This is a genomic window from Streptomyces tauricus (genome assembly GCF_014650955.1).
In the GTDB taxonomy this organism is placed as follows: Bacteria; Actinomycetota; Actinomycetes; order Streptomycetales; family Streptomycetaceae; genus Streptomyces; species Streptomyces tauricus.
In genome coordinates, this window is record NZ_BMVY01000005.1 from 173,439 (window position 1) to 187,667 (window position 14,229).

General features: G+C 72.0%; 13 protein-coding genes. 4 read left to right on the forward strand and 9 right to left on the reverse strand.

Annotated features, from left to right (window positions below; genetic code table 11):
• The first annotated feature begins 172 nt into the window (after positions 1–172).
• Positions 173–673, forward strand: coding sequence for an Lrp/AsnC family transcriptional regulator (locus IE278_RS11245; RefSeq protein WP_373311971.1), 501 nt, complete (start codon positions 173–175; stop codon positions 671–673).
• Between the two features lie 33 nt (positions 674–706).
• Here IE278_RS11245 and IE278_RS11250 read toward each other — a convergent pair whose 3' ends face one another.
• Together IE278_RS11250 and IE278_RS11255 are read right to left on the reverse strand one after the other, a co-directional pair.
• On the reverse strand, positions 707–1,297 hold the full coding sequence (locus tag IE278_RS11250) for a TetR/AcrR family transcriptional regulator (RefSeq protein WP_189771296.1): 591 nt from the start codon (positions 1,295–1,297) through the stop codon (positions 707–709).
• Entirely contained in the window at positions 1,294–2,808 is a 1,515-nt protein-coding gene (locus tag IE278_RS11255) for a 3-hydroxyacyl-CoA dehydrogenase (protein ID WP_189771298.1), read from the reverse strand. The genes IE278_RS11250 and IE278_RS11255 overlap by 4 nt, the downstream gene beginning before the upstream one ends.
• A gap of 168 nt (positions 2,809–2,976) precedes the next feature.
• On the opposite strand from IE278_RS11255, the gene paaN reads away from it, so the two are divergent.
• Complete coding sequence (gene paaN / locus IE278_RS11260; RefSeq protein ID WP_189771300.1) at positions 2,977–4,671, forward strand: phenylacetic acid degradation protein PaaN; 1,695 nt, start codon at positions 2,977–2,979, stop codon at positions 4,669–4,671.
• 79 nt (positions 4,672–4,750) lie between these two features.
• Here the strand turns inward: paaN and IE278_RS11265 are convergent, their stop codons facing one another.
• The 3 genes from IE278_RS11265 to IE278_RS11275 are packed head-to-tail and all read right to left on the reverse strand — an operon-like array spanning position 4,751 to position 7,904.
• Complete coding sequence (locus IE278_RS11265; RefSeq protein ID WP_189771302.1) at positions 4,751–5,518, reverse strand: TrmH family RNA methyltransferase; 768 nt, start codon at positions 5,516–5,518, stop codon at positions 4,751–4,753.
• Positions 5,515–7,020, reverse strand: a complete 1,506-nt coding sequence (locus tag IE278_RS11270) for an HTTM domain-containing protein (RefSeq protein WP_246570251.1) — start codon at positions 7,018–7,020, stop codon at positions 5,515–5,517. Before IE278_RS11270 ends, IE278_RS11265 begins: the two co-directional genes overlap by 4 nt.
• Positions 7,017–7,904, reverse strand: a complete 888-nt coding sequence (locus tag IE278_RS11275) for a DUF5819 family protein (protein WP_189771304.1) — start codon at positions 7,902–7,904, stop codon at positions 7,017–7,019. The genes IE278_RS11270 and IE278_RS11275 overlap by 4 nt, the downstream gene beginning before the upstream one ends.
• 355 nt (positions 7,905–8,259) lie before the next feature.
• On the opposite strand from IE278_RS11275, the gene IE278_RS11280 reads away from it, so the two are divergent.
• Entirely contained in the window at positions 8,260–9,396 is a 1,137-nt protein-coding gene (locus IE278_RS11280; protein WP_189771306.1) for an acyl-CoA dehydrogenase family protein, read from the forward strand.
• A gap of 184 nt (positions 9,397–9,580) precedes the next feature.
• On the opposite strand, the gene IE278_RS11285 is transcribed toward IE278_RS11280, so the two are convergent.
• From IE278_RS11285 to IE278_RS11300, 4 genes are all read right to left on the reverse strand, one after another.
• Positions 9,581–9,910, reverse strand: coding sequence for a rhodanese-like domain-containing protein (locus IE278_RS11285; RefSeq protein ID WP_189771533.1), 330 nt, complete (start codon positions 9,908–9,910; stop codon positions 9,581–9,583).
• 144 nt (positions 9,911–10,054) lie between these two features.
• The gene (locus tag IE278_RS11290) at positions 10,055–11,167 is read right to left on the reverse strand and encodes a J domain-containing protein (RefSeq protein WP_373311972.1); all 1,113 of its coding nucleotides are present in this window, start codon (positions 11,165–11,167) and stop codon (positions 10,055–10,057) included.
• A gap of 152 nt (positions 11,168–11,319) precedes the next feature.
• Complete coding sequence (locus IE278_RS11295) at positions 11,320–12,747, reverse strand: DUF2252 domain-containing protein (protein WP_246570263.1); 1,428 nt, start codon at positions 12,745–12,747, stop codon at positions 11,320–11,322.
• A 187-nt stretch (positions 12,748–12,934) separates the two neighbouring features.
• Positions 12,935–13,306, reverse strand: a complete 372-nt coding sequence (locus IE278_RS11300) for a winged helix-turn-helix transcriptional regulator (protein WP_189771308.1) — start codon at positions 13,304–13,306, stop codon at positions 12,935–12,937.
• A 191-nt stretch (positions 13,307–13,497) separates the two neighbouring features.
• On the opposite strand from IE278_RS11300, the gene IE278_RS11305 reads away from it, so the two are divergent.
• Complete coding sequence (locus IE278_RS11305) at positions 13,498–14,157, forward strand: FMN-dependent NADH-azoreductase (protein ID WP_189771309.1); 660 nt, start codon at positions 13,498–13,500, stop codon at positions 14,155–14,157.
• Positions 14,158–14,229 lie beyond the last annotated feature (72 nt).

Below are 14,229 nucleotides of genomic sequence, written 5' to 3' on the forward strand. Positions count from 1 at the left end.
CGGCACCTCCTCGTGGGAGTCGCTTCGAGGGCCCGCCGAGAGTGACGCGCCTCACCTACCGATTGTTCGGTCGTCGGCACATTTTGGCTACAGGCACCTTCAGGCTGTGGACAAACGGTTCTGCACAGCCTGAGATGGACGCAGTACGTCCATGGTAGGGAGGCGGGGGGACATGGCACCTGAACAAATGGCCGAGGGGCCGGACCCCGGCTCGACCCCGCCGCCGCCACGCCCGCTCGACTCGATCGACCAGGACATCCTCCAGATGCTCCAGTCGGACGGCCGCGCCTCGATACGGTCCGTCGCCGAGCGCGTCCACGTCTCCCGCGCCAACGCCTACGCGCGTATCAACCGCCTCGTCGAGGACGGCGTGATCCGCGGCTTCGGCGCCCGGGTCGACCACGAGCGCGCGGGACACGGCACCTCGGCCTACATCACGCTGAAGATCGTGCAGAACACCTGGCGCACGGTCCGCGAGCAGCTCAGGAGGCTCCCCGGGGCGTCCCACATCGCGCTGGTGGGCGGCGACTTCGACGTTCTGCTGCTGGTGCACACGCCGGACAACAGGGCCTTGCGCGAACTGGTCCTCACCCGGCTCCAGGCCATCCCCGAGGTGCTCAGCACCCGGACACTGCTGGTGTTCGAGGAGGAGGACCTGGAACCGCAGGGGTGAGCGGGGGCGGCAGGGAGGCGAGCGGGAACGGCCTCAGCCCGCCTGTCTGAGCCCTCCGAAGACCATCAGCACCACCGCGTCGGCGACCTCGCGCTCGCCCATGCCCCGCCCGTCCGGGCGGTACCACTCGACTATCGAGTTGATCATCCCGAAGACCAGCCGGGTCGCGAGCCGGACCTCCAGGTCGGCGCGTACGTCCCCGTCGGCCGCCGCCGCCTTCAGGAGCGCGGCCACCTCGTGGTCGAACTCCCGGCGCCGCTCCAGCGCCCAGCGCTCGGTGTCGGTGTTGCCGCGCACCCGCAGCAGCAGCGTCACGTAGGGCAGTTCGGCGGTGAGGACCTCGACCATGCGCCGGGTGACGTACTCCAGGCGCTCCACGGCACGCCCCTCGCGCGCGTGCTCCTCGTCGAGGATCCCGAAGAGGCCGTCGAGCGCCCGGCTGACGGCCCGGCGCAGCAACTCCTCCTTGCCCGTGACGTGGTGGTAGATCGACGACTTGGAGATACCGGCCGCCTTGGAGAGGTGCTCCATGGAGGTGCCGTCGTAGCCGCGCTCGTTGAAGACCCGGACGGCCACGGAGAGCAGGGTGTCCGGCGTGTAGGTGTCGCGCTTGGCGGTGGTCATGGGGTGCCCTCCCGCTTTTCGGAGGCGTACGCGTGGCGGTAGAGCGCGAGGGACGGCGCGTAACGCCCCGACGGGTCGCGCATGTGCAGGTCGTCCAGGACGTCGTAGGCCCAGCTCCGGCCGAGCCTGCGGCTCCACTCGAAGGGGCCGAGGGGGTAGCTGACGCCCTGCCGCATCGCCGTGTCGATGTCCTCCTCGGTGGCGACCCCCTTGGCGACGGCGTCGTGCGCGAGGTCGACGATGCGGGCCACCGTACGGGCGACGATCAGGCCGGGCACGTCCCCGATGACGCTGACGTCCTTGCCGAGCGCCTGGAAGAGCCCGGTGGCCTCGGCGAGGGTCTGCGTCTGGGTGTCCTGCGAGTGGGACAGGGCGATCCGGGTCGCCCTGCGGTAGTCGAGCGCCAGGTCGAAGTAGACGACGTCACGGAACTCGACGGCGGTCTGGCCGTCCGCGAGCGCCAGCTGTCCACCGCTCGGCAGCACCAGGCGCGTCCCGTGGTCCTCCTCGTCCTCGCGGACCTGGATGCCCGCCTCGCGGATCAGCGCGAGCAGTTCGGAGGCGGGGCCCAGATCGCCCTCGGCGACGACGTACGCGGGCGGCTGGACCTTCTCCGCGGTGTGCGGCTCGGGCCGCTCGCCCTGGTCCCCGTAGTCGTACCAGCCGTGCCCCGTCTTGCGGCCGTGGCGGCCCGACTCGACGAGCCGCCGCTGGGCCAGCGAGGGGGTGAAGCGCACGTCCTGGAAGAAGGCCTCCCACACGGAGCGCGTGACGGACTCGTTGACGTCCTGGCCGATGAGGTCGGTCAGTTCGAAGGCGCCCATCCGGAAGCCGCCCGACTCGCGCAGGACCGCGTCGATCGTCGCGGGGTCGGCGGCCTGGGCCTCGTAGACCGCGAAGGCCTCGGCGTAGAAGGGCCGCGCGATGCGGTTGACGATGAAACCCGGGGTGTCGGCGCAGGCGACCGGGGTCTTCCCCCAGGCGCGGGCCAGCTCGTACGCGCGCGTGGCCGACGTGACGTCGGTCGCGAACCCGGAGACGACCTCCACCAGGGGCAGCAGCGGCGCGGGGTTGAAGAAGTGCAGCCCGACGAAACGGCCCGGGTTGCGCAGCGCGCCGCCGATCGCGGTCACCGACAGGGAGGACGTGTTGGTGGCGAGCAGGCAGTCGTCCGCGACGATGTCCTCCAGCTCGCGGAACAGCTGCTGTTTGACGTCCAGCCGCTCCAGGACGGCTTCCAGGACGAGGCCCGAGTCGGCGAGTTCGGCGAGGCTCTCGGCGGGGCGCAGCCGGGCACGTGCGGCATCGCGCTCGGCGCCGGTCAGCCGGTCCTTCTCGACGAGCCGGTCGAGCCGGGCGCCGATCTCTTCGGCCGCCGCCCGGGCGCGGCCGGGCGCGGTGTCGTGCAGCCGCACGGGGTGGCCCGCGACGAGCGCGACCTGGGCGATGCCCTGGCCCATGGTGCCGGTGCCGACGACGGCCACGGGGCCGGCGAGGTCGAGTGCTGTCATGCTCGCGATCCTCCCGCACGGGGTTTTCCACAGGTTCAGCGGACCCCCTTGTCCCGACCGATCGTTCGGTTACTCTAACTCTGTCCGGCTGCTTCTGCCCAGGTCATGAGCTGGACTGCCAGGTCCTGAGCTCGACGAAGAGTTCATGAAACGAGGAGATGGTTCCGCATGGCCGCCGCCGCACTGACCGCGCACGAGCTCATCGCCGAGCACCGGCCGACCCTCGACCAGGCGCTGGAAGCGATGCGCACGCGCGCGTACTGGTCGCCGCACCCCGAACACCCCAAGGCGTACGGGGAGAACGGCAGCCTGGGGATGGCCGAGGGCAAGGCCGCCTTCGACGCCCTGCTGAACGGCCGGCTCGACCTGGACCAGCCCGGCACCGACGACTGGGTGGGCGGCGAGGTCTCGCCGTACGGGATCGAGCTGGGCGTCACGTACCCGCACGCGGACATCGACACGCTGCTGCCCGCCATGCGCGCGGGACAGCGCGCGTGGCGCGACGCGGGCGCGGAGACCCGCGCGGTGGTGTGTCTGGAGATCCTCAAGCGGATCAGCGACCGCACGCACGAGTTCGCGCTCGCGGTCATGCACACCAGCGGCCAGGCCTTCATGATGGCGTTCCAGGCGGGCGGCCCGCACGCCCAGGACCGCGGCATGGAAGCGGTGGCGTACGCGTACGTGGAGCAGGTCCGCACCCCCGACACCGCGGAGTGGACGAAGCCCCAGGGCAAGCGCGACCCGCTCGCGCTGACCAAGCAGTTCACCCCGGTGCCGCGCGGTGTGGCGCTGCTGATCGGCTGCAACACCTTCCCCACGTGGAACGGCTACCCGGGCCTGTTCGCCTCCCTGGCCACGGGCAACGCGGTGCTGGTGAAGCCCCACCCGCGCGCGGTGCTGCCGCTGGCGCTCACCGTCCAGGTGGCCCGCGAGGTGCTCGCCGAGGCGGGCTTCGACCCGAACCTGGTGGCGCTGGCCGCCGAGCGGCCGGGCGAGGGCATCGCCAAGACCCTGGCGACCCGCCCTGAGATCCGGATCATCGACTACACCGGTTCGACGGAGTTCGGCGACTGGCTGGAGGCCAACGCCCGCCAGGCGCAGGTCTACACGGAGAAGGCCGGCGTCAACACGGTGATCGTGGAGTCGACCGACGACTACAAGGGAATGCTCTCCAACCTCGCCTTCTCCCTGTCCCTCTACAGCGGCCAGATGTGCACGACCCCGCAGAACTTCCTCGTCCCCCGCGCCGGCATCCGTACGGAGGAGGGCCCCAAGTCGTACGACGAGGTGGTCGCCGACCTCGCGAGGGCGGTCGACGGGCTCCTCGGGGACGACGCCCGGGCGAACGCCCTGCTGGGCGCGATCGTGAACCCGGACGTGAAGGCCCGCGTCGAGGCCGCGGCGGGCCTGGGCGAAGTCGCCCTCGCCTCACGGGAGATCACGAACCCCGACTTCCCCGGCGCGGTGGTCCGCTCCCCGGTGATCGTGAAGCTCGACGGCGGCAAGCCGGACGACCAGGCCGCGTACATGAGCGAGTGCTTCGGCCCGATCTCGTTCGCCGTCGCGGTCGACTCGGCGGCCGAGGCGGTGGCGCTGCTGCGCCGCACGGTCCGTGAGAAGGGCGCGATGACCGTCGGCGCGTACACGACCTCGGAGGAGGTCGAGGAGGCCGTCAGGGAGGCCTGCCTGGACGAGGCGGCCCAACTCTCCCTGAACCTCACCGGCGGGGTGTACGTCAACCAGACGGCCGCGTTCTCCGACTTCCACGGCTCGGGCGGCAACCCGGCGGCCAACTCCGCCCTGTGCGACGGAGCGTTCGTGGCGAACCGCTTCCGGGTGGTGGAGGTCCGCAAGGAGGCGTAGGCCCCGCTGCGCCCCCCTCAGGGGCGCGGGGAACTGCCCACCCGGCCCCGACCGACCCGCAGCCGAGCGCCCACGAGGTCTACAAGGCCTGAGAGGCCGACGAGGCACTCCAGTGGAACAACGCCATGGCCACACTGGTGGCGAGGTTGTAACTGGACACCTGGGGCCGCATCGGCAGCGAGACCAGATGGTCGGTACGGGCGCGCAGTTCCCCGGACAGCCCGCTGCGCTCGGACCCGAAGGCGAGAACCGCGTCGTCGGGAAGCTTCAGCGCCCGAATGTCCTCCCCCTCCGGATCAAGGGCGAACACCGGCCCGGAGGGCAACTCCTCCACGGTCACCCGCTCGACGGCCGTGGCGAAGTGCAGCCCCGCCCCGCCCCGCACCACCGTGGGATGCCACGGATCGAGCGTGCCGGTGGTGACGACCCCGGTCGCGCCGAATCCCGCCGCCAGCCGGATCACCGCCCCGGCGTTCCCGAGATTGCGCGGCTGGTCGAGGACGACCACGGGTGCGGTGCGGGGCGTACGGGCCAGCGCCCGCAGGTTGGCGTCACGTGAGGGACGTACCGCCAGGGCGGCCACCCCGGTGGGGTGCGGACGCGGGACGAGCGCCCGGTACGCGGTCTCCGGGACCTCCGCCAGGAGGACGTCCAGCGACTCCCGTACGTCCGGGGCCAGCTCGTCCGCGAGGGCGAGCGCGGCCGTCCGGTCGGTGGTGACGGCCACCAGGACCTCGGCGCTGAAGCGCAGTGCGTGCTTGAGGGCGTGGAAGCCGTCGAGCAGCACGGCGGTGTCGGCGAGCCGGTGCCAGACGCTCAGCGGCTCACGGTCGAGGGGGTCCGTCATGCCGTGAAGCCTACGTGCGGGTGATCGGCCGCTTCCGAGGGACGCGGCGCCGCCTCATCCGCCCCCTCGCCCGGCCCGTCCCCCGGCTCCTCGCCCGCCCCCTCGCCGGACTCCTCGCGCGGCCCCGGAACCGCACGCCCGAAGCCCCCGGGGCACCCGAAGCGTGCGAACCACCCTAGGCGCCCGAGGCGCCCGAGCCGCGTGCGCAGCCCCTCACGCGCGCGGGCGGCCCACCCACTGAGGCGGCGCAGGAAGGACGTCGGCAGGAAGACCGCGTCCGCGGCGATCATCGCGAGGGAGAAGAACGGCAGGCCCAGCACCAGGGCGATCACGGCGTGCTCGGTGATCATGACCGCCAGCAGGACGTTCTTCACCCGCCGGTTGAACAGCGTGAAGGGGAAGGCGACCTGCGCGACCACCGTCCCGTACGTCACCAGCATCACCATGGTGCCGCTCGCGGACAGGAGGTCGGACAGGGCGGGCCAGGGGGAGAAGTAGTCCAGGTGCAGCGGGTAGTAGACGGCCGTGCCGTCCTGCCAGCGCGAGCCCTGGATCTTGTACCAGCCGGCGGTCGCGTAGATCAGACACGCCTCGGCCATGATCACGAAGAGGGCCGCGTTGTGGACGAGGTTGGCGACGACGTCGAGGAAGATCCGCGGCTGGTCGTTCCGGGCCGCGTACCGGCCGGCCAGCCACCACAGGGCATGGAGTGCCCACAGTCCCCAGTAGATCGTCCGCCAGCCGCCCAGCAGGCCGCCGTCGATCTTCCCGGCGAGCGTGACGGCCGCCAGGGCGAGCCCGAGCACGGCCCACAGAGCGATACCGACCCTGTCAGGCCGGACACCGTCCCGGTCCTCCTGCGGCTGCCTTTCCCGTCCCGCACGCGCGCGTGCGGCCGCCGTCCGGCGTTCGCGCCGCGCGTCCAGCGACCACACCTGGCCGCAGCGGGTGAACACCAGATAGATCGCCATCAGGTGGATGACGTTGTCGCCGCCGTCCCCCATGAAGATGCTGCGGTTCTGGAGGGAGAGCACCCCGAGCAGGAAGAGCACGGACATGGTGCGGGTGCGCCAGCCCAGCATGAACAGGGCCGCGGAGAGCACGGCGAACCCGAAGACGATCTCGAACCAGATCTGGCTGTCGGCCCACATCAGGGCGGTGAAGGCGTGGTTGCTCGCGATGAGCTGCTGGGCCAGGTCCCAGCTCCAGGGTCCGTCGGGCCCGTACATCTCCTGGCGGTGCGGGAACTCCCGCAACAGGAAGAGCAGCCAGGTCCCGGCGAAACCTATCCGGATCACCGCGGTCTGGTACGGCCCCAGCGCGTGCCCGCTGAGGCGCGAGATGGCGTGCCCCAGCTTCCTGTCGAGCCGGTGCTTGCGGTCGAAACGGCTGATCCGTCCGGCCAGCCGCTCCCGCCCCGGACTGCTCACGGGGGTGTCGCCGCCGTCGTTCGGCGGGGTGCTGTCCTGGTAGCTCACCGGGGTGCTCCCGTGGTCGCTCATCGGGCGCTCGCCGCCGTCTCCGTGGAGTCCACGGGCCGGGTCCCGGCCGCCCGGTCGGTGTCCGCGACCGGCCACCAGGGCAGCTGGCGCAGGACGGGCTTGTCGGACACCTGCTCCTCGCTCCACTCCGGCGGCGGCACATTGGTCGTACGGGAACGGACCTGGACCTGCTGGATGACGGCCGCCCGGCCGCCCGCCTCCTCGCGGTCGAGCCGCAGAACCGCGATGCGGCGCAGATAGCGTTCGGAGAGGTCGCCGCGCAGACCGTTCGGCCGGTTCGCGTTGTCGTGGGTGGCCGCGAAGAAGTCCCAGGCCCGGCGCAGTTCGTTCTGCTGGGTGTGGCTGGGCAGCAGATTGCCGTCGATGACCCGGCCGTCGAGCGCGGAGAGGTCGTACCAGCGGGTCGTCCTGACGGCGCCGTCCACGCTCTTCACCTCGGCCCGGACCTGGACCGCGATGTTCTGCTGCAGCGGGTTGGGCGCGAAGAGCTTCCAGTTCTGCTCGAACTCCGGATAGATCCACTCGTCGATCGCCTGCCCGTGCTGCTTGGTGACCGTGTTCGACGGCGCGACATGCAGGAAGACCATGCCGAGGTGCGCACAGGCGACCACCGCGACGAGCGCGAACGCGAGGGCCGAGGCGATCTGAAAGGGCAGGGAGAGCGCGGCGACACCCGCGGGAGGAGGCCCGACAGGGGGAGGACCGGCTGCGGAATGACCGACGGTGGGATGGCCCGCGGAGGGGGGATCGGCGGGGGGAGGATCGGCGGGGGTGGAGGCGCGGGCCGGGAGCGGGCCTGCGGCGGGAACGGTGGTGGCCGGGGGAGCCTCCGAGGGCTCGCCCGCCACGGGACGGGCGTTCGCGCCCTCGTCGTACGCACCCATTGCGCCCCGTTTCCCCATGTCTGCCCGATTGTCGCCGCCCGTCCGGCGACGGCGACGGCCGCACCGGAACGGTACTCAGCCCCACCCGCCCGGCACAGCCCAGGGGGCACAGCGGAGCGGTGGCCACCTTACGGCCCGCGCCTCCCCCGAACCGAAGGCACCGAACGATCGGTCGGGCAACTTCGCGCGCCCCGCCGTGCGCGGCGGACGACGGCTGAACCGTCCGAGACGACCCGGGACCGCCACCGTTCCCTTTTTGTAGAACCTGTTCTATCTTGACGCTCCGCCAGACCGACGCGACGGACCGACGCGACAGATCGGCTCGACCCGACAGACCGACCGGGAGGACGGGACCGTGGACTTCACCTTCACCGAGGAACAGCAGGCGGCCGTGGAGGCGGCGAAGGCGGTCCTCACGGGGGTCGCGCCGGACGGCGTACCGAGTCCCGCGCTCACCGCGGGCGCCGTCGCGGACGACTTCGACCGAGCGCTGTGGACCCGGCTCGCCGACGCGGACCTGCTGAGCCTGCTGCTCGACGCACGCCACGGCGGCGCCGGTCTGGACGCCGTCGCCCTGTGCCTGGTGCTGCGGGAGTCGGCGAAGGTACTCGCCAGGGTTCCGCTGCTGGAGAGCACGGCGGCAGCCGTGGCCGTACAGACCTACGGCGGCGAGGAGTTGAAGGCCGACCTGCTCGGACGGGCCGGCCGGGGCGAGCTGGTGCTGACGGTCGCCGCGAACGGACGGACCGGACACGACGGCGCCGAACTCGCCGTGACCGCCAGGCAGGAGAACGGCACGTGGGTGCTGGACGGCCTGCAGACGGCCGTCCCCTGGGCGCAGAACGCCGACTTCGTCCTCGTACCCGCCCTGAGCACCGGCACGGGCCGCTCCGTGCTCGCCCTCGTGCCCCACGGCCACCAGGGCGCGACGCTCGCCGAGCAGATCTCGACGACGGGCGAGCTGCTCGGTGAACTCCGCCTCGATTCCGTACGGATCCCCGCCCGTGACGTCATCGACGCCGACGGTGCGTGGGAGTGGCTGCGGAACCTGCTCGCCACCGGAACGTGCGCGCTGGCCCTCGGGCTGGGCGAGCGGGTCCTCGCCATGACGAGCGAATACACCGGCAAGCGGGAGCAGTTCGGTTTCCCGGTCGCCACGTTCCAGGCCGTGGCCGTGCAGGCCGCCGACCGCTACATCGATCTGCGTGCCATGGAGGCGACCCTCTGGCAGGCCGCGTGGCGGATCAGCACGGGGGCGGGCGGCGCGCTGCCCGCGTCCGGTGACGTGGCCGTCGCCAAGGTCTGGGCCTCCGAGGGCGTACGCCGGGTCGTACAGACCGCGCAGCATCTGCACGGGGGCTTCGGCGCGGACACCGACTACTCACTGCACCGGTACCACGCCTGGGCCAAGCACCTGGAGCTGTCCCTCGGCCCGGCGGCGGCCCACGAGGAGGCACTGGGCGACCTACTGGCGGCCCACCCCCTGGGATGACCGGCGGACCGGGCGACCAGGCGACCGGTATGCCCGGGGCCCGGCGCCGGAATCAGGATCGGGAATCCGCGGCGGACCCGGGACCGGGACCCGAAAGCCGTGGCCGGACCGAGACCCGAAAGCCATGGCGGCGGACCCGGGATCCATGGCCGGGTCCCGCCCGGGTGCCCGAGGCAGGGGTCCGCTACAGCACGAACCCCGGCTGCCCCTCTGTGTTCACCACGGGGCGGCCCTTGGCGGCCCAGTCCTGCATGCCGCCGGCGACGTTCACCGCGTCGACGCCCTGCTGGTTCAGGTACATGGCGACCTGCGCCGACCGGCCGCCGGAACGGCAGATCACGTTGACCCTGCCGTCCTGCGGGGCCGCCTCGGTCAACTCGCCGTAGCGGGCCACGAAATCACTGATGGGGATGTGCAGGGCCCCTTCGGCGTGACCCGCCTGCCACTCGTCGTCCTCCCGGACGTCCAGCAGGAAGTCTCCGTCCGCGAGATCTCCGACCTCGACCGTGGGCACACCAGCTCCGAAACTCATGCCCCCGACGCTACCCGACCGCCACATCCCACAACTCCGCCCCACCACCCGGGAACCGCCCGACCACCACGGCCGGGGCCGTCCGCGGTCAGGCACCGCGGCGGCACAGTTGGGCGCCGGGGGCGTTCAGGCCCCGTTGCCGAGGAGGCCCGCCAGCTCCGCTTCCCGCTCGCTCACCTGCGTGAGCAACTGCTCGGCGATCTCCTCCAGCAGCCGGTCCGGGTCGTCCGGCGCGATCTTGAGCATCCCGCCGATCGCGCTCTCCTCCAGGTCGCGGGCGACGAGCGCGAGCAGTTCCTTGCGCTGGGCGAGCCATTCGAGACGGGCGTAGAGCTCCTCGCTGCGGCTCGGCCGCCACTCCTCCGTGACGGGTCCCGCGGCCCACTCCTCGGACAGCTCCCGGAGCAGGGCCTCGTCCCCACGGCCGTAGGCCGCGTTGACGCGGGAGATGAACTCGTCGCGCCGCGTGCGCTCCGTGTCGTCCTGCGCCAGGTCGGGGTGTGCCTTGCGGACGAGCTCCCGGTAGAGCTTGCGGGCCTCGTCGCTCGGCCGCACCCGCTGCGGCGGGCGCACCGGCTGCTCGGTCAGCATGGCCGACGCCTCCGGGGACAGTCCGTCCGAGTCGAGCCAGTCGTGGAACAGCTCCTCTATGCCCGGCATCGGCATGACCCTGGCCCGGGCCTCCTTCGCCTTGCGCACATCCTCCGGGTCACCGGTGCTCGCGGCCCGCGCCTCGGCGATCTGCGCCTCCAGCTCGTCGAGCCGCGAGTACATCGGGCCGAGCCGCTGGTGGTGCAGCCGGGAGAAGTTCTCCACCTCGACCCGGAACGTCTCCACCGCGATCTCGAACTCGATCAACGCCTGCTCGGCCGCACGCACGGCCCGCTCAAGCCGCTCCTCGGGCCGCTCGCCCCCGTCACCGCCCACGGGCTCGTCGCCTCCACCGGCACCGGCCGACGCGCCGACACCCGAGTCAGCGTCCGCGCCCGCCTCCGCTTCCGGGCCGCCACCGGCCTCATCGACCGACTCGGCACGGACTTCACCACCGGCACCGGCCTCGGCATCCGCCTTGGCCTCGGCATCCGCGGATGACTCGCCACCGGCCGCGCCGGCCGGCTCGGCGCCTGCGTCGGCACCCCCGCCGGCAGGCGACTCGGCACGCGATTCACCGGCGACCGGCTCCGCGGAGGGCTCGGACGGCGGCTCGGACGGGGACTGCTCAGCTTCCGGGGTCGTCACCCGCCCAGCCTAGGCCACAGCTCCCCCCGCCACCCGAACCCGCCCCGGGCGGGCCAAGGGACGGCCCGCGCCCCGCGCCCGCCCGGCCGAGGACGCTCCGCCACCCGCTCCGGGCCGGATCGTCTGCCCGGGCAGACGCGGGTGGCTGCCGCTCAGACCCCCAGCTCCCCCGCGATCCGCCCCGAGCGCACGGCCGTCACCAGTTCCGCGTGGTCGGCCTCGGTCCGGTCCGCGTACGCCACCGAGAAGTCGGCTATCGCCTCGTCCAGCTCCTCGTTCTTTCCGCAGTAGCCCGAGAGCAGCCGCGGATCGGCGCTGTGCGCGTGGGCCCGCGCCAGCAGCGCACCCGTCATCCGCGCGTAGTCGTCTATCTGGTCCGCGGCCAGCGCCGCGGGGTCCACGCTGCCCTTGCGGTTGCGGAACTGGCGCACCTGGAAGGGGCGTCCGTCGACCGTCGTCCAGCCGAGGAGGTTGTCGCTGACGACCTGCATGCGCTTCTGGCCGAGGACGACCCGGCGGCCCTCGTGCTCGGTCTCCGGCAGCGGAAGACCGGCCGTCTTCAGATGCGGCAGCAGGACGGACGCGCGGGCCTCCTTCACCTGGAGGACGAGCGGCTCGTCACAGTGGTCCAGCAGCAGCACCACGTACGAACGGGTGCCCACGCTGCCGGTGCCGACCACCCGGAAGGCGACATCGTGCACCGCGTACTGCGCGAGGAGCGGGAGCCGGTCCGGGGAGAGCGTGCCCAGGTACTCCTCAAGCGACAGCGCCACCGCGGTGGCCTCGTCGTCCGGGACGCGGCGCAGCACTGGCGGGGCGTCGACGAATTGGCGGCCTCCGCCCTCTACGGCCTTCGTCGACTTCGCCGCGAACCGTCCGCTGGTGTTGGACCGCGCCTTCTCCGAGACCCGCTCCAGGGTGCCGAGCAGGTCGTGGGCGTCGGCGTGCGAGACCAGTTCCTCGTCCGCGATGGCGTTCCACGCGTCCAGGGCCGGGAGCTTGGCGAGCAGCCGCATCGTGCGCCGGTAGGAACCGGCCGTGAAGTGCGCGGCCTTGCGGCAGGTGTCCTCGTCCGCCCCCGCCTCACGCGCGGCGAGCACCAGCGAGGTCGCCAGGCGTTTGAGGTCCCACTCCCACGGTCCCCGCACCGTCTCGTCGAAGTCGTTCAGGTCGATGACGAGGCCGCCGCGGGCGTCCCCGTACAGGCCGAAGTTGCCCGCGTGCGCGTCGCCGCAGATCTGGGCGCCGATGCCCGTCACGGGCGTGCGCGCCAGGTCGTACGCCATGAGGCCGGCCGAACCGCGCAGGAAGGCGAACGGTGTGGCCGCCATCCTGCCCACCCGAAGCGGAGTGAGCTCGGGGATACGACCGCGGCCGGACTCCTCGACGGCCGTCACCGCGTCCGGGCGGTCGCCGTTCGTGTCGAGCGACGCGTGCGCGTCGCGCGGGACGCGGGCCCGCAGGGCTTTGCCCTCTTTCTTGGCCGAGTCCTCCGCCGGCCACGGCGCGAACCCGCGCACCGCCGGAATCCTCGCCCTACCGACCGACCCGGCCGCCCCGGATCCGCCGGCCGCTCCGATTCCGCCGGTCGTGCCGGTCACCGCTCCACCGGTCTCACTCACTCGAACCGCCTCCCCCGCGCACGAACATCAACTCGGGACGACCGTACCGCCGGGCGCCGATTCGCGTGAGCCCCTGTGGACAACTCCGCACCTGTGGATAACACCCCAGCTCAGCAAGGGGGCCGACGAGACCCGGCCCGCTCCGCTACTTCCGGAACTGCTCTGCGCAACGGCCGTCCTCCAACAGGTACTTCTCCGCCCACATGCCCAGTTCCCTGAGCGCGGGCTCCAGCGCGGAACCGGCCTCCGTCAGCCGGTAGGAGACACGCAGCGGCGGCCCCTCGTCGACCTCGCGCACCACGACCCCGACCCCCGCCAGTTCGGTGAGCCGGTCGGAGAGCATGCGCTCGCTGATGCCGGGGATGGCCCGGCGCAGGTCCGCGAAGTGCACGGGGGCAGGCATGAGCACGGCCACGATCGGGCCCGTCCAGCGCTTTCCGATCACCTGGAAGACACGGGTGATGCCGTCGTCGACCCGCCTGCACGACGCAGCGTCGTGGTTTTCCTGGACCGCCATGCCTTCAGGGTACTTGCCGCGCCGCATGGGGATGAAAAAAAGTAAGCTCCTGTGTTATTCATAGTTACGAACGAAAAAGCAACGCCGTGGGCGAGTCCTGACCCGGCTCATCCACGGCGCCAACACCCCCTTTTTCGGCGCACGCCCCCCTTCGAAGACCTCAGATTTCGAACACCTCAAATGGAGAACCCATGGCCACCCTGCTGCACGTGGACTCGTCCGTCCTTCCCGGTTCCGCCTCGGCGTCCCGCTCCGTCACGGACGCCTTCCGCAAGGCCTGGGAGGAGCAGCACCCGGAGGGCACCGTGATCTACCGCGACCTCTCCGCGAACCCGGTCCCGCACATCACCGCCGACGCCCACAGCGCCGTCTTCGCCGACCCGTCGGAGCACACCCCGGAGCAGGCCGCGGCCTTCGCCGGGCGCCTGGAGTTCATCGAGGAACTGGAGCGGGCGGACGCCATCCTCATCGGCGCGCCCATGTACAACTTCTCGATCCCGTCGACCCTGAAGGCGTGGCTGGACAACGTGGTCGTCGTCGGCCGCACCGCGGGCGAGACCCAGTCCGCCAAGGGCACGCCGGTCACCGTCGTGGCCAGCCGAGGCGGCGCCTACGGGCCGGGCACGCCCCGCGAGGGCTACGAGTACGTACAGAACTACCTGGGGGCCGTCCTCAAGGACATGCTCGGCCTGGACGTGGAATTCATCGTCCCGGAGCTCACCATGGCCCCGCACATGCCGGCGCTGGCCGACCTGGTCCCGCTCTTCGAGGCGTCCCGCGACAAGGCCCTTGAGGACGCCGCCACCAAGGGCCGGACCCTCGCCGAACAGCTCGCCCCGAAGGCGGCCTGACGCCCCACGGCACGCTGCCGCACGGACCTGAACGGATCATCAGACCGGACCCGCGCCTCGCCCCACCACCAT